Origin of the sequence: Lacrimispora struthionigena, from assembly GCF_048627165.1 — a bacterium.
GTDB lineage: Bacteria > Bacillota > Clostridia > Lachnospirales > Lachnospiraceae > Lacrimispora.
Window position 1 is genome coordinate 25,780 of sequence record NZ_JBMBWP010000001.1, and the last position, 16,063, is coordinate 41,842.

Here is a 16,063-nt window from a genome sequence, read left to right on the forward strand (position 1 = left end):
GTCCCCCATCCGCGATACTCTTATGGCAAGGGGTTGAAACGTTGATAGGAGAGGTTAATATGGAACGGATGGAGGATTTTTTCGCAGCACGAGTTGATGAATATGAAGAGCATATGCTTTCTGGGGTAGAAGGATGTGAACAGGCTTATGCGCTGATTCCATCGCTGCTTTCTGTATCATGCAGAAATTTACTGGACCTGGGCTGTGGAACAGGTCTGGAGCTAAAACAGGTTTTTAAAAGGTTTCCGGACCTGTCGGTTACAGGCATTGACTTAACCAGGGAAATGCTTGATCAATTAAAGCATAATTTTCCCGGCAGGAAACTGAATTTAATATGCGGAAATTATTTTGATGTTGATCTGAAAAGGAATACATTTGACTGTGCCATTTCATTTCAGACAATGCATCATTTTAAGCATGAAGCAAAGATCGGGTTATATCAGAAAATTTTTGAAGCCCTAAAAGGTAACGGACGCTACATTGAATGCGACTACATGGTAGAAGATCAGGAAGAGGAAGATCTTCATTTTGCCGAGAATAAAAGGCTCAGAGATGAGCTGGGCATTCCAGAAGGGGATTTTTACCATTATGATACACCATGTACTGTTACAAATCAGATTGCCATGTTAAAAAAAGGGGGATTTGAGAGGGTAGAAATGGTATTCCGTATTGGTAATACCACCATTCTTGCAGCCTATAAACAAGTGGTATCTGATAAAGATTGACATATATTACATTATAAGGTAATATCAGATTATTATAAAGAAAAGAGAGGTAAGTGTATGTTACGTGTGTCAGTATTGGAGATCGCAACTAACTAAATAGTTGAAAAGGAAAGACGAAGACGATTTACGTGATTAGTCTGCCCTTTTTCGGCTGCCATGCCGATAAATCTGCCTTACTGAATGCTTGACTTTTGCATTGCAAAAGCGCATACCTTCCAAATATATGTCTGTTCCAGACTGACATTTTGAAAGCATAACGGTATAGTTATGCTTTTTTTGTCTTTTTTACTCAATCTGTCTGGAAGCAGGTCTTATTTGAGATCGCTAAAGCATTATGCCTGTGGGGCAGATGAACCGGCGGTCATTTTTTATTGATTGAAGGGGAAAACACATGGAAATTATTAAAACGGCTGGGTTAACCAAAAATTTTAAAAGATTTAAGAAACAGGCAGGTATGATAGGAAGTATTAAGGGGCTGATCAGACGGGAATATGAAGAAAAACAGGCGGTTGGTAATCTGGATCTTACCATTCAGGAAGGAGAATTTGTAGGCCTGATCGGACCAAATGGAGCGGGCAAGACAACGCTTGTGAAGATGCTCACCGGTATTATTGCACCCACGAGTGGTTCTGTAAGCGTACTGGGGTATTATCCCAATGATCTGGAGCATGGATTTAAACAGCAGTATGCAGTCGTTATGGGTCAGAAGAGTCAGCTGTTCTTTGAACTGACCGTGGAAGATACACTTCGCCTGTTTAAAGAAATCTATGGATTACCGGAGGAGGAGTATAAAAGTTCCAGGGATTATTTTGTGAAACTGTTTCAGGTACAGGATCTGATGCATGTTCAGGTGAGGACGCTGTCTCTGGGAGAGAGAATGAAGATGGAACTCATTGCTGCACTGCTTCATAATCCAAAGATTATATTCTTAGATGAACCCACCATTGGACTGGATGCAGTTGCGTCGAAACAGATCAGGGGATTTTTGGCAGAGATTAATGAAAGAAGGGGGACCACCATTATACTCACTTCCCACTACATGGAGGATATTAAGGCTTTGTGCAAACGGTCAATTGTTATCAATCATGGCTGCAAGATCTATGATGGAGATACTGAAAAGCTGTTTGAGAGATTTCAGAAGTTTAAAAAAATAACCTTCACCTTTTCAGAACCCACGCTAATGCCCAATCTTAAGTTCGAAGCCAGGATTCTGGAACAGACACCTTATAAAAAGGTGATTATGGTGCCGAAAGAAAATGCGGCTGGACTACTGAGAGAACTAATGAATCTGCTTCCCACTGATATAACGGTAGAGGAAGAGGAAATCGGAACCATAGTGGAAAGAATCTATCGGGAGGGGGGAGACGGGCTTGCGTAAATACCTGGAAATACTCATAATTTTTATTAAGACCCAGCTTGCCTGGCGGGGAGATTCGGTCATTCAGATTTTATTTTCATTAACAAAGATTCTGTTTGCCTCTTTACTATGGGGAACCATATTTGCTGGCAGAGATGAGGTGGCGGGGTTTACCTTAAGCAGCATGATGTCTTACTATATTATCAGCTCTTTCCTTACTCAGCTGGATATGTCTACTAAAGTGAGTATGGAGATCAGCCAGAGAATCAGGAATGGGACATTTTCAAAATATATGGTGCTGCCAGTTAATATTCAGGGATATTTTGTCGCCATGGAGATGGGGATGGTGCTATTTCATCTTATTATTTACTTTGTTACGTCTGTTATCTGGATTTTTGTATTCCGGATCAGATTTGTTTTTGCACCGGATCCGGCGATTGTGGCAGGAATAGGTATTTTAATTCTACTGGGGCTGTTTTTCATGGCTCAGCTTAATTATTATCTGGGGCTCCTTACTTTAAAGTATGAGGAAATCGGAACCTTTCTTATGATAAAAGATAATCTGGTGGCGTTTGTCACGGGCAGTATTATTCCACTTACGCTGCTGCCGGAGCGTTTCCTTTGGCTGATGAAAGCATTTCCTTTTTATTATGTGACATATCTGCCCTCCATGCTGTTGATCGGGCGGCTTAAGGGGGAACTGGGTTTGGGGCTTCTGGTTCTTTCCTGCTGGTGCGTGGTTCTTCAGGCAGTCATTCACATTACATGGCAGAATTACAGAATTAAATATGACGGGGTGGGAATATGATGGGCAGAATAAAAAGAAATTTACGGATAGTAAAAGTCTTAATTAATTTGCGGTTGCAGAATTTAATGATGTTCCGGCTGGGATTTTTCGGCCCTTTCTTTGTGGATAGCTGCGTTTTTCTCGTCCAGCTTTGTGTGTTTGAGGTGATCTATTCCAATGTGAACCGGATTGGATCATGGGGGAAAGGGCAGATGATTCTTTATATCGGAACATTTTCCATGATTAATGCCATCAATATGGTGGTCTATTTTTTCGGAATTAATGCCATTCCGGATAAAATTAAAAATGGAGATATGGATTTATATCTGACGAAACCGGGGAGTCCGCTGCTTCGGCTGACGTTTGAGCGGATCAATCCGGGTTCTGTTCCACTGCTGTTTTTGAGTGGAGTGATTATTGCCTATGGGATTAAAGAGGGGGGAATTAAGATCACTCCCATCCTGGTATTGGGTTATGTGTTCTGGGTGGCAATTATGGCGGTATTGTATTATCTGGTTGAGGTACTGATCCGGTCTTTTACGTTTTTTATATTGACCAGTGGAAATACAATCATTCTGGAGGAAGCAGGGCTCACCTTATGTATGCAGCTGCCGGGAATTGTGTTCTACGGAGTTTACAAAGTGATTTTTTATGTGATTCTGCCTTATGGGATCATGGCGACCATACCGGTTCAGTTTCTCACAGGGGAGCTGACGTTTGCCGGGGCTGTGTGGGGAATTCTGGTTGCAGCAGGCTTTACCCTATTGACGGCTTTTGTTTGGAAGCAGGGAATACAGCATTATAATAGTGCAAGTTCATAAAAGGAGAAAAGTAAGATGAGAGATGGTTACGTGTTAAGAAAAGGATATCAGGAGGACGAAAGGGCAAAAAATAGTTTTAACCGGCTGGCTGGGCAGATATTTGGTCTGGATTTCGAAAACTGGTATCAGAACGGATATTGGAAGAATAATTATATCCCTTATTCCATTCTTAAGGAAGATGAGGTCCTGGCAAATGTTTCCGTAAGTCCCATGGTGTTTCGGGAAAATGGAGTGCAGCGGCATTACATTCAGCTGGGGACGGTAATGACCAGTAAAGCCTGCCGCAATCAAGGGCTGATCAGGCAGCTGATGGAGGAAATTCAGCGTGATTACGAAGGAAAGACGGAAGGCTGGTTTTTATTTGCCAATGAAAGTGTACTGGATTTTTATCCGAAGTTTGGTTTCAGGAGGTCAGATGAATTTGAATATGCTAAGAACATGACCATTGATCAGGAGGCAACTGCTGTAAAAATACAGATTGGAGAAAATGATCAGCTTTTCAGGCTTAAGCGGGGGATGAAAGAAAGCTGCCCCCAAAGCAGTCTGTGGTTGGAAAGCAATGAAGAACTTACCATGTTTTATGCACTGGACTATATGAGTAAATATATTTATTTTATTCCGGATCAGGAGGCATATGTATTTGCCGTTCTTAAGAAAGGGCAGCTGCATCTGCAGCAGGTTTTTGCCCCCGAAAAGGTGGATTTGGACCGGATTGCTGCAGCCTTTGGGAGAGAGGTAAAGAGTCTGGTTTTAGGGTTTTCTCCAATTGATAAGCAGGGTTTTACCTGCTCAAAGATAAAAGACAGCGATACGGTACTGCATGTAAAGGGATCAGCGTTAGACATAGTTGAAGGGGATTGTTTACGGATTCCGGAACTGGCTCATACTTAACTATTTATAAATAAACGATTTGTTATAAATTTTAACCGGCTGCCATGAAAGAAATTGACGGTTTTACTGACTGGTGTTACAATTTCAGAATATAAGGAACGAAACTAGCAGGAGAAACCTATGGCAGCCGAACCAAATGAAACCGCCCAAGTGAATGAGATACAAAAGGAATATACCAGAATAGATAAAGACTGGCTCAGTCTTCATTATAAGATATCCATCGGAATGGTACTATTTGCCCTGGCAGTAGAATGCATTATGGGTCTCATACTGGTGAATTCAGACATGCTGAATACGACGGTTCCCAGATTTGTTTTCAAATTTATACTGGTGCCAAGTGGCGTGAATGGATTATGTGCAGTAATAGATCATATGGTGGTCAAATCAGAAAAAATTTCTCAGACCGCTAAGATTTATACAGTATCCATAATAAACACAGTCATCTGTTTTTCCCTGTTTACGGCCCACAGTGCATTCACTGTTACGTATTATGTGTTTGTGACAGCCATAATTTTAACCACAGTGTATGCAAGTTATCTGGTTACACTCTGTACTTCTGTCAGTGGAATGGCGTTACTGGTGATATCTGAGCTGTTTATTACCTGGGATGTGGATAAACCCTCAATTTTTCAAAGTACGCTCAGGCTGGGGAATTTTCTGATTGCATTGTTTATTATGTTTTCCGTATCCATGATCTGTATGGTGGTAATTCACTATGAAAAGCGGAAAAACCGGGCCAGTATCCGCATTGAAGAAGAACGGGTCACTTTGACAAAGCGGCTGAAGATGGACGAGCTGACGGGAATCTATAACCGGAAAGCACTCCATGATGCCATGAGAGATTTAGAAGACTGCAATCCCCAGGATAATTATATATTCGGGATCACGGATATTGATAAATTTAAAAACATCAATGACAGCTGGGGACATCAGACCGGTGATAAATGCCTGATCGCTTTTGCCCAGCTGTTAAAAAACAATTGTATAAAGGCAAATGTATACCGGTATGGCGGGGATGAATTCTGTATCATTTTTCATCATACTGATATAAATGAGGCATATGAGACGGCGGTTTTAATTCAGGATCAGTTAAAGAAAGTTGAATTGAAGGAGCACCCGGAATTACAGATGACAGCCAGTTTTGGACTGGCACAATATGGAAGCGGGATGAATGCCGCCAGATTGTTTATGAGTGCTGATCAGGCATTATATCAGGCTAAAATTACAAGGGATGCCATACGGATACATGAGAAAGAAATATAGTCAGAGATAAAGAAGGGAGGTAATTGGCATGTTTGATTTTTTAAAAAAGGAAAACACAAAACATCACAAACCTAAGTTTGGACTTAAGGAATTGCTTCATTATGTAGGACCGGGGCTTTTAGTCACGGTGGGATTTATTGATCCGGGAAACTGGGCTTCCAATATCGCGGCAGGGTCAGATTATGGATACACACTGCTTTGGATGGTCACTCTTTCAACCATTATGCTGATTATACTCCAGCACAATGTGGCACACCTTGGAATTGTAACAGGAGACTGCCTGGCAGAGGCAGCCCACAAGCATTTAAAGCCCTGGCTTTCAAAAATTGTTTTATCAACCGCAGTTCTGGCAGCTGTTTCGACCGCTATGGCGGAAATCCTTGGAGCGGCCATAGCGCTTAATCTGCTGTTTCGGATTCCGGTAAAGCTGGCTTCTGTACTCATACTGGCTTTAATTTTATGGATGCTGTTTACCAATTCCTACCAGAAGCTGGAAAAATGGATTATTGGCTTTGTATCCATCATTGGTTTGTCTTTTATTTATGAACTTAGTTTGGTAAATGTAGACTGGAATCAGGCAGTAAGGGGATGGACTACCATTGAGTTTCCCAAAGGTTCCATGCTGATTATCATGTCAGTGCTGGGGGCAGTGGTTATGCCTCATAATTTATTTCTCCATTCGGAAATTATTCAGAGCAGACAGTGGAATTTAGAGGATGAATCCATTCAGAAGCTTCAATTGAAATATGAATTTGCTGATACCTTACTATCCATGATAATTGGTTGGGCGATCAACAGCGCGATGATTATACTGGCAGCCACCACATTTTTCACGAAAGGCGAGCATGTCTCAGAGCTGGGTCAGGCAGCACAGATGCTAAAACCACTGGTGGGACCGGGGGCAAGTATTATTTTTGCGGTTGCACTGCTGTTTTCCGGAATAGCATCTACTACCACTGCAGGAATGGCAGGAGGTTCCATATTTGCGGGAATGTTTGGGGAACCTTATGATCCCGATGATCCTCATACCAGGTTTGGAGTAACGTGGATTTTAGTGATTTCTGCGTTTGTAATTTTCCTGATCCGTGATCCATTTAAGGGGCTGGTATACAGCCAGATGCTTTTAAGTGTACAGCTTCCCATTACCGTATTTTTGCAGATTTATCTCACGTCCTCAGAGAGTGTCATGGGTAAATATAAAAATGGGCTTCGGGATAAGATTCTTCTTATTGCCATAGGTGTGATCTTGACGATTTTAAATATAATGCTTTTCATTGCTGCAGGAAAGGGCTGAATTTATGAAAAACCCATTAAGCTATCAGGTGACAGAATTTGATTGCGGACCCACTACATTACTGAATGCCATGAGTTTTCTTTTCCGCAGGGAGGAAATACCGCCTGATATTATCAAGCACATCATGTTGTTTTGTCTTGACGCTTACAATACAAAGGGGGAATTTGGCAAAAATGGAACTTCTCAGATGGCAATGATGTTTATGAGCAACTGGTTTAACCAGTTTGGAAAAGTGAAGAAATTTCCCGTCCAAAGTGACTACTTAACCGGGAGCGATGTGTATCTGGGAGAAAACAGTAAAATAATTTACGGACTTCAGCAGGGGGGTGCTGTGGTCGCCAGGGTGATGTATGGCTGCTGGCATTATGTGCTGATAACAGGTTCCGATCAGGATTATGTTTATCTGTTTGATCCCTATTACAGGAAAAAGCCGTTCAAGCAGAAAAATCTGGAGCTGATTACTGATATGCCTTGTCTCAGAAACCGGAAGGTTCCATGGGATTTGATGAATGGGACGGGAAAAGAGCCATATGCACTTGGACCGGTGGAAACAAGAGAGGCGACAATCCTGTTTAACAGGGAAACCCAGAGAAAACCGGCAGATACCATTGAGTATTTTATTTAGCAGAAATGAATCAGGACAGCAGATGTTGTCCTGATTTTTTTGTTTTCCCTTATTGATAAATATGATATGATAAAGCTATATTTGGATTACTTTTCCAGTAAAAGAAATCAGTCAGGAGGAATTGCGATGAATTTCCCAGGTACGGTTGTTTTGGAAACAGAAAGGTTGGTTATACGTCCGTTTTGCGAAGCGGATGCCCATGATATGTTTTATAACTGGGCAAACAGCAGTCATGTGACCAGATTTTTAACATGGCCGGTTCATAAGTCAGTAGCGGATTCAGAGGAGATTCTTAACGCATGGGTGAAGGATTACGAAAATCCTAAGAATTTCAACTGGTGTATTGAATGGAAGGAGAACCATCAGGCCATTGGCAGTATTGGGGTGGTACGTATGAATGAAGAGATTGAAGAGGCAGAGATCGGATATTGCATTGGTGAAGAGTATTGGAAAAAGGGTATTATGACGGAAGCTTTAAAGGCAGTGATGGGCTTTCTGTTTGAAGAAGCTGGCATAAACCGGGTATGTGCAAGACATGATACCAATAATCCTAATTCCGGCAGAGTTATGAAAGCAGCTGGAATGCTGTATGAGGGAACCATGCGCCAGGCAGGTAAGAATAATATGGGAATCTGTGATTACACGTTATATGCAATCACAAAAGACTTATATTTCAATCATTCGTTGTGATTAGGAGTTTACTGGAATAGTAAGAAAGAAAAAAGGAATGATAATAGATTATGTGATACAGAACAGAAAGCATACATGCGGGAGGTAATTTATGCAGACATTTAAAGAACTTTACGAGCGTACAGTAAGCGAGGCACTGTCAGGAAATTTTGATCCGGCGGAAACAGAAAACGGCAATACTTATGATCCCTATCATCTGGACTGCCTGCTGAATCCCGAAAAGCATCCAATTGTAATTCGTACAGGTGACTGTGATTGTGGAGAAGGGGAACAAAAGGAATGTGTCAAAAGATGCCCGTTTGGAGCGATTAAGGCTGAGAAAGATGGAATAGTGGTAGAACCGGAATTATGTCTGGGCTGCGAAAAATGTATTGACGGCTGTGTCAGAGAAAAGCTGGCGGCAAGTACCGATATCATTCCTGCTCTCAAAGCAGTAAGAAGCGCAGAGGGGCCTGTTTATGCCATGATAGCTCCGGCATTTTTAGGACAGTTTTCCAGTGATGTTACACCTGGAAAGTTAAGAAGTGCATTAAAAGAAGTGGGATTTGACGGAATGCTTGAAGTTGCCTTATTTGCGGATATTCTGACGTTAAAAGAAGCTTTGGAATTTGATAAAAATATTAAGGGCAGCGGAGATTATCAGCTGACAAGCTGCTGCTGTCCCATGTGGATTGGTATGATCCGCAAGGTTTATCACCAGCTGGTCCCCCATGTACCTGGTTCCGTGTCCCCCATGGTAGCCTGTGCCAAAGTGGTAAAGGCACTACATCCAGATGCGCTGACTGTATTTATTGGTCCCTGTCTTGCAAAAAAGGCTGAAGCAAGGGAAAAGGATTTAGCTGGTGCAGTTGATTATGTTCTTACGTTCCAGGAAGTGAAAAATATTTTTGATGCTCTGGAAATTGATCCCGCAGTAATGGAAGAAAGTGAAAAGGATCATTCCTCCAAAGCAGGCCGCATCTATGCAAGAAAAGGTGGAGTAAGCGAAGCAGTGGAACATACCGTGAAGGCAATCAGCCCTCAGAAGGAAATTCAGATTCGCACAAAGCAGGCGGATGGAGTCCCTGCCTGCAAAAAGATGATTCAGGATATTATGGACGGAAAGATTGATGCCAACTTCTATGAAGGAATGGGCTGTGTGGGCGGCTGCGTAGGCGGACCAAGATCGATTCTGGGTAAAGAGGAAGGAACTGAGCTGGTTAATGAATATGGAGAAAAAGCAACCTATCAGCATCCGGCTGAAAATCCCTATGTGATTGAGCTGCTTCACCGTTTAAATCTTGATACGATCGAAAGCCTTTTAGAGGAGACGGATTTATTTAGCCGTAACATAACGTGATGTGGGAAAATACTGACAAGATCATAGATTCCCATGTGCATATGGGGAGCTATGGTTCTTATGAAATCAGATTAGAAGAACTTGTAAATGATATGAACCGATTTGGTGTGGATCAGGCGGTAATCTCTGATATCGGTCTCAATTCCCTTGATGAACAGGGAATTGAGAGATACCCGGATCAGGATACCATCGCTTTAAACAGCTGTGCCCTTAAGCGCATAAATGTATATGGAGACAGGTTTTTGCTGCTTTTCTGGGTGCGTCCTCTATTTGACCGGAATAAAGAACGGATTTCCAGTTTTCTGCTGGAAAATAAAGAGCGTATGGGAGGGCTAAAGGTTCACCCCAAAACTGCAGGCGTACCTTTTTCTTCTGCTGATTATAAGCCATATATAGAGATCTGCAGAAGGCATAACATACCGTTTTGTATTCATACCCAGAGGGATGGATACAGCAATATAGAGTATGTGTATGAAGCAGCTGCTGATAATCCTGATGTCACATTTGTGGCTGTTCATATGGATTTAGGCGGTGACAGGGAAAGAGCCAGTGATTTAATCGCAAGCTGTCCAAACCTTTATGGGGATACTACTTTAGTTTCCAAAGAAGAGATGATAAAAGCCATTAAAAAATGCGGACCGGAAAAAATCCTGTTTGGAACGGACGCGTCTGTGTTTGGCAGGGACAGCTATAAACGCTATGAAGGCTTTTATGATACAGTTCATGAAATATTTGGCAGGGATGGAGCAGAGAAGGTATTTTATAGAAATGCCAGGAAGTTATTCTGGAAGGAGAAGTATGAATAGCGGTTTAATTTATCCAAGAAAACATGATAAAGAAACGGTATACTTAAAGAATGTAGTAAAAGACCCGGCAATTACAGTTGGGGATTATACGATTTATAATGATTATGTAAACGATCCTGTGAATTTTGAAAAAAATAATGTGCTTTATCATTATCCAATTAACAAAGAGCGTTTGATCATTGGCAGGTACTGTTCGATTGCATGCGGAGCGAAGTTTATATTTACTTCCGCCAATCACACCCAGAGATCTCTGTCGTCTTATCCTTTTGGAATTTTTTTTGATGAGTGGGATCTTCCTGTGGAACGCATTACGGATACATGGGACAACAAGGGGGATATTGTAATCGGAAACGATGTCTGGATTGGTTATGAAGCGGTTATTATGCAGGGAGTACATATTGGTGATGGGGCAGTGATCGGCACCAGAGCGGTTGTAACAAAGGATGTGGAACCTTATTCAATTGTAGGAGGAGTTCCTGCAAAAACAATTCGTCCCCGCTTTGAACAGCCAGTAATTGACGCACTTCTTTCTTTAAGATGGTGGGACTGGCCGGAAGAGAAAGTAAAACGCAATGTGGAAGCAATTACTTCTGGTAATGTGAGAAAGCTGCTGGAGGAAAATAAGTAATAATTTCAGGAGGGCAGTACGAAGGTCTGCCCTCCTGCCTGTGCAGACACTAATTCAGGCTATATCTTTTACCATATCATCTGTTCTCGTTGTGAAGTTTTCTTATCTGGAGGTGACAAATAATAAAAGTACTTTTTTGTGATTTGTTTTTTACACTGATTGTCCCACATAATCAAAGTCCAATGGAATGTGATGTTTTAAACCTTAGTCCGTCAGAATGGGAGCATTATTCAGAAGAGGCAGCCCTTTATAAGAAACGGGCCCTGGGGGAGGTTCATACAGAACAGAAGATTATTGAGGGTATAGTGGAAACACTCTCGTTTCCTGTAACAAAAGAGCAGGAAGAATTGCTTTTGGATAGGCGGGAAAAGCGGATGAGGAGGGCCCTCGGCAATGTGGATCAGGAGATTTTGAAAACGTTAAAAGCTATTAGGGCTCTGGGTATTAAAACGTGTCTGATCAGTAATGCAGATGTAATTGACTGTAAATATTGGAAAGATTCACCACTTTATGAGTTGTTTGATTTATCTATATTTTCATGTAATGTAAAAATGTTAAAGCCTGACATTAAGATATACCAATATGCCATGGAGCAAATGGGCACTACGCCGGAAATGAGCGTATTTGCAGGCGATGGCGGTTCTGATGAGCTGCAGGGGGCAAAAATGGCTGGAATGAAAACGGTATTTTCCGAATATTTGGATGTAAAACCGGAGGTGGAAAGAATAAAGATTTTAGAATATGCGGATTACCATATTAATAAATTCTCTGGTCTGATTGATTGTCTGAAAGCAGAATGGGGATGAAATTAGAGGAGGGGTAAATGATGAGAACCGAAAAAGAAATGTATGATCTGATCCTTGGTACAGCTGAGGCTGATGACAGAATCAGAGGAGTTTACATGGGCGGGTCCAGAACAAATCCAAATGCAGTGCGGGATCTGTTTCAGGATTATGATGTAGTTTACATAGTAAAAGAGACGGAGTCTTTTATTAAAGATATACCATGGATCGACCGGTTTGGAGAGCGGCTTTTTATGCAGTATCCAGATGAAAACCCGGCGTTTCCCCATAAGAAGGACGAAAGCTATGGGTGGTTAATGCAGTTTTCTGACGGAAACAGATTGGATCTTACTGTGGTGACCCAGGATTATGCATTAAAAGATATCTATGCCGACCGGCTCTGTAAAATTCTGTTGGACAAAGATAACATTCTACCTGTAATCCCGGAATCATCAGATCAAAGCCATTGGGTAAAAAAGCCCACGCAGACAGAATTCTTATGTACCTGTAATGAATTCTGGTGGTGTCTTGATAACGTAGCCAAGGGATTGTGGAGGAACGAGATCCCATATGTGCAGGATATGCTCAATCATTACATACGGCCCCAGCTGGTGGCACTGTTATCCTGGAAGATCGGAATTGTGACCGGTTTTTCATGCAGTATCGGAAAGGCCGGTAAGGATATGTACCGGTGGTTGTCAGAGGGAGAATGGGAGAGATTTTTAAAGACATTTGCGGATGCAGAGGCAGAACATATCTGGGAAGCAGTAGAAATAATGTGTAACCTGTTTCATGAGGTGGCAGGATTTGTGTCAGGTGAGTGTGGCTTTTTCTATGACATAACCGAAGCGTCAAACTGTATGGGATATTTAAATCATGTCAGAGAACTTCCCCCGGATGCAAAACAAGTTTATTGATCAAATCGTATCACATAGGAAAATCCATGGATTTCTGTAAAAACCCAGCAGAAATCCATGGATTTTGATTTATTAATTATCCTTTGAATGCCGTTCACCAATCTGGAAGTCATCTGCATGTTCAAACATATATTGAACTGTGAGCGGCTCCTGACCGGTTAGATTCTTAAAATCGTCCGTAAATATATCCATTTTACCCAGGCGAATAGCTTGAGCAAACGTCACCATACCCTCTGATGAAAATGGTGCTTCAGAATCATCCTTAAATTTTCCGTCAGTGGTTCTTGGTACTCCCATAGAGTCAAAAATGGCATAGTTTTCTTCGTCCGTTAATTCCTCATAAGTTACATGGTTTCCAGTAGCCTGATTTCCATATTCGATAAATTCAGAAATGGTCATTAACTGAGGTCCGTTAATATTTAGAATGGATTCATGATATTGTTCGGATACAAGAGAATAAGCAATTGCTTTGGCACAGTCTTTACGGGAAATATAAGCCATTTTTCCGCTTCCCTGGCTGTTTTTTAATACGCCATCCATTTTGGCAAAGGTAAAATAGTTGGTAATCATGGCTTCTGCATATTGTGAATTACGGAGGAATATATAATCCAGTCCGGTCTGTCTGATGTAATCCTCTGTGAAGGCATGGTCGATTTTTTCAACACTGGGATTTGATTCATCTGCCGCATTTACAAGAGAGGTATAGATGATCTGTCTGACGTTGGCTTTCTTAGCGGCATCGATTGCATTCTTGTGAGCATTCTGACGCTTTTTTCCCACAAAAGGCATGGAAATTAAAGCAATTTTGTCTGCATTGGCAAAGGCTTCGGCAAGTCCTTCCCTGTCGTTAAAGTTCGTTACATGAGTTTCGATGCCCTGTTTTGTAAATTCTTTTAAGGATTCCTGGTTATAACCGCAAAAAATGAGTTTGTCCTTCTCAACTAACTCTAATAGATATTTAGCCGCCTGCTTACCTAAATTACCATCGGCTCCAGTTAATAATAATTTGCCCATAGTTATTGTTCCTCCTTCTGTTTGTTTATATTTTTATAATATGTTAAAAATTAAACAAAGTCCAATGAAATAATTACATGGGTCATTCAAAAAACTAATTCTTTATATGCTTAAGAAAATGTTTTAAAGCAATATTTTTATTATCCTTTAAATAAGCAATTTCGATACGGAATGTATGGTTTGTATCATCTAAAGGAATCATTCGGACATCATTTTCCAAATAAGCAGGATTATAATTATCCGGAAAAAATCCAATCAGGTTTTCAGTAACAATGTAAAACAGCTCAGTCTCAATATCATCTGCGGACCGGACGATTTGGGGGTGATATCCATCTAAGGCTGCATGCTGTATCATCAGTTCATAGGAACTGCCAATGGATTCGGGATTCAGCATAATCAGTGGATATTGATACAATTCGTCTTTGGAAATCGTTTTATGGTGAAACAAAGGGTGGCTGCGGCTGACAACTGCACAATACTGCCCGCTGTAAAGTGGATAAGTGAGAATGTCGGGTTTATCCTTAAACTCCGAATCAAAGGCGATAGCAATATCATACAATCCCTTTAGCAGATATTCTGATACATCTTTTAGCAGCACTTTATCCAATTCTAATTTTATATTAGGATTCTTTTCTTTAAAAGAAGGCATTAAGCGAAGCATGCTCTGAATATCTGTTGCTGCAGCATATTCTACGCGGATTGTCAGATCGTGATTCATTTTATAATTATTCAATGTGGTTTTCATATGATTGTATTGCTTCCAAAGGGTGACAGCCTCATCATAAAACAGCCATCCGGCAGGGGTAGGTTCAATAGGGATTTTTTTCCTGTCTATCAATTGAATATCTGTTTCCTCTTCCAGTGATGCAATCTGTAGACTGATTGTAGTCTGTGATACAAAGTTTTTCTTTGCAGTTTCTGTAAAGTTCCTGCATTCTACCAAGTCAATAAAGTATTTTATTTTATCAAAATTCATGTTAACCTCTCTGATTATCAACTTTCTATCCCTGCATTTAATGATATTATTATAGACCGATTGCAGGCACTCTACAAGAAAGTATTTGCCTTTCCCCTTTTAAAAGTGCTAAAATAACAGGGGATATGTACAAAGGAACTGAAACAAGTGACAGGAAAGGATCAACGTATGGCGACAGGCAAAATGAATCAGCTGGTAGTGATGGTCAATTTATGCAGCAGTGTAGTGGAAGGGATCGAGCATCTGATTACTTCTCAGGGAAATGACCGGCTGAAAGAGGATGCTGTTTCCGGACTCCTCACGCTGGAAGAAAACTTAAAAGGACTTCAGGCGGACAAGTCTGTGATCCATGAGACAAGATGGCTGGCAGAAGTCATAAAAAACTGGCTGTTTGTTTATGACGGGGAATTCCGGGATCGTTTGTACCGCTGGTATTTTAAGGCTTTAAAAGAACTGAGAAATTTAATGTTTGCAGAGATTGAGATCTGCCCCGTCTGTGCAGGAAAAGGGACGGTGCATTACGGAGCATCCCTTTATATTGAAGGAGATGAAGAGGGGAAAGAACTGTTAAGTCCGGTCCGTATCTTTATGAAGTGTGAAGAGTGCGGAAATTACTATCTGGCAAAAGAAGAGCCTTGGGTGGTAAAAAGGAAAAAGAGAGCAGGACACTCTCAGGCAAAATGTAAAAGAATACTGGCGGATATTGAAAGGCTTGCCTCTGGCAATACCATGTTGTTTATCGGCAGTCAAAACAGTCAATTATATAAAGAGGCAGTGAGTGCTGGTTATGAGATGGATGTTCTAAATGGAACTGAGCCCATCAGCCCCGTTATAAAGGGGAGCTATGCAGTGGTTATCATTGAACATCTCACGGACAACCGGGACATGAATGCAATTCTCGATAAAGCGACTGAAAACCTGGCAGATGGTGGAATTCTCTGGTTTGATGGACCAGATCTGGATAAATCCATGGATCTTCTGCAAAAGAAGGGGAATACTCTCTGGCGGCAGGCTGCTTCGGAGGTTTATTTAACCAAAGAGGGAACGAAGAATCTGTTAAGGCTGTTTGGGATGACGGTTGAGTCCAGTAAGAGTGTGGGCACCACTTTGAGGCGTATTGAGATTATTGCAAAAAAAGCATAAAGAAA

General features: G+C 41.3%; 17 protein-coding genes. 15 read left to right on the forward strand and 2 right to left on the reverse strand.

Annotation, left to right across the window (positions count from 1 at the left end; all coding sequences use genetic code 11):
- Nucleotides 1–59: 59 nt before the first annotated feature.
- The 14 genes from ACOAOT_RS00140 to ACOAOT_RS00205 all read left to right on the forward strand — a co-directional run bounded on the left by ACOAOT_RS00140 (nucleotide 60) and on the right by ACOAOT_RS00205 (nucleotide 12,925).
- Nucleotides 60–725, forward strand: a complete 666-nt coding sequence (locus tag ACOAOT_RS00140) for a class I SAM-dependent methyltransferase (RefSeq protein ID WP_420215085.1) — start codon at nucleotides 60–62, stop codon at nucleotides 723–725.
- A 391-nt stretch (nucleotides 726–1,116) separates the two neighbouring features.
- Nucleotides 1,117–2,103, forward strand: coding sequence for an ABC transporter ATP-binding protein (locus tag ACOAOT_RS00145; RefSeq protein ID WP_420215086.1), 987 nt, complete (start codon nucleotides 1,117–1,119; stop codon nucleotides 2,101–2,103).
- Nucleotides 2,096–2,890 (forward strand): ABC transporter permease, encoded by a 795-nt coding sequence (locus ACOAOT_RS00150; protein WP_420215087.1) that lies wholly within the window; start codon nucleotides 2,096–2,098, stop codon nucleotides 2,888–2,890. The genes ACOAOT_RS00145 and ACOAOT_RS00150 overlap by 8 nt, the downstream gene beginning before the upstream one ends.
- A complete protein-coding gene (locus ACOAOT_RS00155) occupies nucleotides 2,887–3,690 on the forward strand; it encodes an ABC-2 family transporter protein (RefSeq protein WP_420215088.1) in 804 nt (267 codons plus the stop codon). The genes ACOAOT_RS00150 and ACOAOT_RS00155 overlap by 4 nt, the downstream gene beginning before the upstream one ends.
- 15 nt (nucleotides 3,691–3,705) lie before the next feature.
- Nucleotides 3,706–4,581 (forward strand): GNAT family N-acetyltransferase, encoded by an 876-nt coding sequence (locus ACOAOT_RS00160; protein WP_420215089.1) that lies wholly within the window; start codon nucleotides 3,706–3,708, stop codon nucleotides 4,579–4,581.
- 120 nt (nucleotides 4,582–4,701) lie between these two features.
- Nucleotides 4,702–5,844 carry a GGDEF domain-containing protein gene (locus ACOAOT_RS00165; protein ID WP_420215090.1) on the forward strand — a complete coding sequence of 381 codons (1,143 nt, stop codon included), beginning with the start codon at nucleotides 4,702–4,704 and terminating at the stop codon, nucleotides 5,842–5,844.
- Between the two features lie 28 nt (nucleotides 5,845–5,872).
- Nucleotides 5,873–7,138: an Nramp family divalent metal transporter gene (locus ACOAOT_RS00170; protein ID WP_420215091.1), complete on the forward strand. Its 1,266-nt coding sequence runs from the start codon at nucleotides 5,873–5,875 to the stop codon at nucleotides 7,136–7,138.
- Nucleotides 7,139–7,142: 4 nt separating this feature from the next.
- Nucleotides 7,143–7,763, forward strand: coding sequence for a C39 family peptidase (locus tag ACOAOT_RS00175; RefSeq protein WP_420215092.1), 621 nt, complete (start codon nucleotides 7,143–7,145; stop codon nucleotides 7,761–7,763).
- Nucleotides 7,764–7,889: 126 nt separating this feature from the next.
- Nucleotides 7,890–8,453, forward strand: a complete 564-nt coding sequence (locus ACOAOT_RS00180) for a GNAT family N-acetyltransferase (RefSeq protein WP_420215093.1) — start codon at nucleotides 7,890–7,892, stop codon at nucleotides 8,451–8,453.
- Nucleotides 8,454–8,544: 91 nt separating this feature from the next.
- Nucleotides 8,545–9,792 (forward strand): [Fe-Fe] hydrogenase large subunit C-terminal domain-containing protein, encoded by a 1,248-nt coding sequence (locus ACOAOT_RS00185; protein WP_420215094.1) that lies wholly within the window; start codon nucleotides 8,545–8,547, stop codon nucleotides 9,790–9,792.
- Nucleotides 9,792–10,598 (forward strand): amidohydrolase family protein, encoded by an 807-nt coding sequence (locus ACOAOT_RS00190; protein ID WP_420216627.1) that lies wholly within the window; start codon nucleotides 9,792–9,794, stop codon nucleotides 10,596–10,598. Before ACOAOT_RS00185 ends, ACOAOT_RS00190 begins: the two co-directional genes overlap by 1 nt.
- On the forward strand, nucleotides 10,591–11,226 hold the full coding sequence (locus ACOAOT_RS00195) for a CatB-related O-acetyltransferase (protein ID WP_420215095.1): 636 nt from the start codon (nucleotides 10,591–10,593) through the stop codon (nucleotides 11,224–11,226). The genes ACOAOT_RS00190 and ACOAOT_RS00195 overlap by 8 nt, the downstream gene beginning before the upstream one ends.
- Before the next feature lie 182 nt (nucleotides 11,227–11,408).
- Nucleotides 11,409–12,032 carry an HAD family hydrolase gene (locus tag ACOAOT_RS00200; RefSeq protein WP_420215096.1) on the forward strand — a complete coding sequence of 208 codons (624 nt, stop codon included), beginning with the start codon at nucleotides 11,409–11,411 and terminating at the stop codon, nucleotides 12,030–12,032.
- Nucleotides 12,033–12,049: 17 nt separating this feature from the next.
- Nucleotides 12,050–12,925: an aminoglycoside 6-adenylyltransferase gene (locus tag ACOAOT_RS00205; protein ID WP_420215097.1), complete on the forward strand. Its 876-nt coding sequence runs from the start codon at nucleotides 12,050–12,052 to the stop codon at nucleotides 12,923–12,925.
- Nucleotides 12,926–12,997: 72 nt separating this feature from the next.
- Here ACOAOT_RS00205 and ACOAOT_RS00210 read toward each other — a convergent pair whose 3' ends face one another.
- Both ACOAOT_RS00210 and ACOAOT_RS00215 read right to left on the reverse strand, forming a co-directional pair.
- On the reverse strand, nucleotides 12,998–13,939 hold the full coding sequence (locus tag ACOAOT_RS00210) for an NAD(P)H-binding protein (protein WP_420215098.1): 942 nt from the start codon (nucleotides 13,937–13,939) through the stop codon (nucleotides 12,998–13,000).
- A gap of 94 nt (nucleotides 13,940–14,033) precedes the next feature.
- Entirely contained in the window at nucleotides 14,034–14,915 is an 882-nt protein-coding gene (locus ACOAOT_RS00215) for a LysR family transcriptional regulator (protein WP_420215099.1), read from the reverse strand.
- 168 nt (nucleotides 14,916–15,083) lie between these two features.
- Between ACOAOT_RS00215 and ACOAOT_RS00220 the strand changes: the two genes are divergently transcribed.
- Complete coding sequence (locus ACOAOT_RS00220; RefSeq protein WP_420215100.1) at nucleotides 15,084–16,058, forward strand: hypothetical protein; 975 nt, start codon at nucleotides 15,084–15,086, stop codon at nucleotides 16,056–16,058.
- The last annotated feature ends 5 nt before the right edge of the window (nucleotides 16,059–16,063 follow it).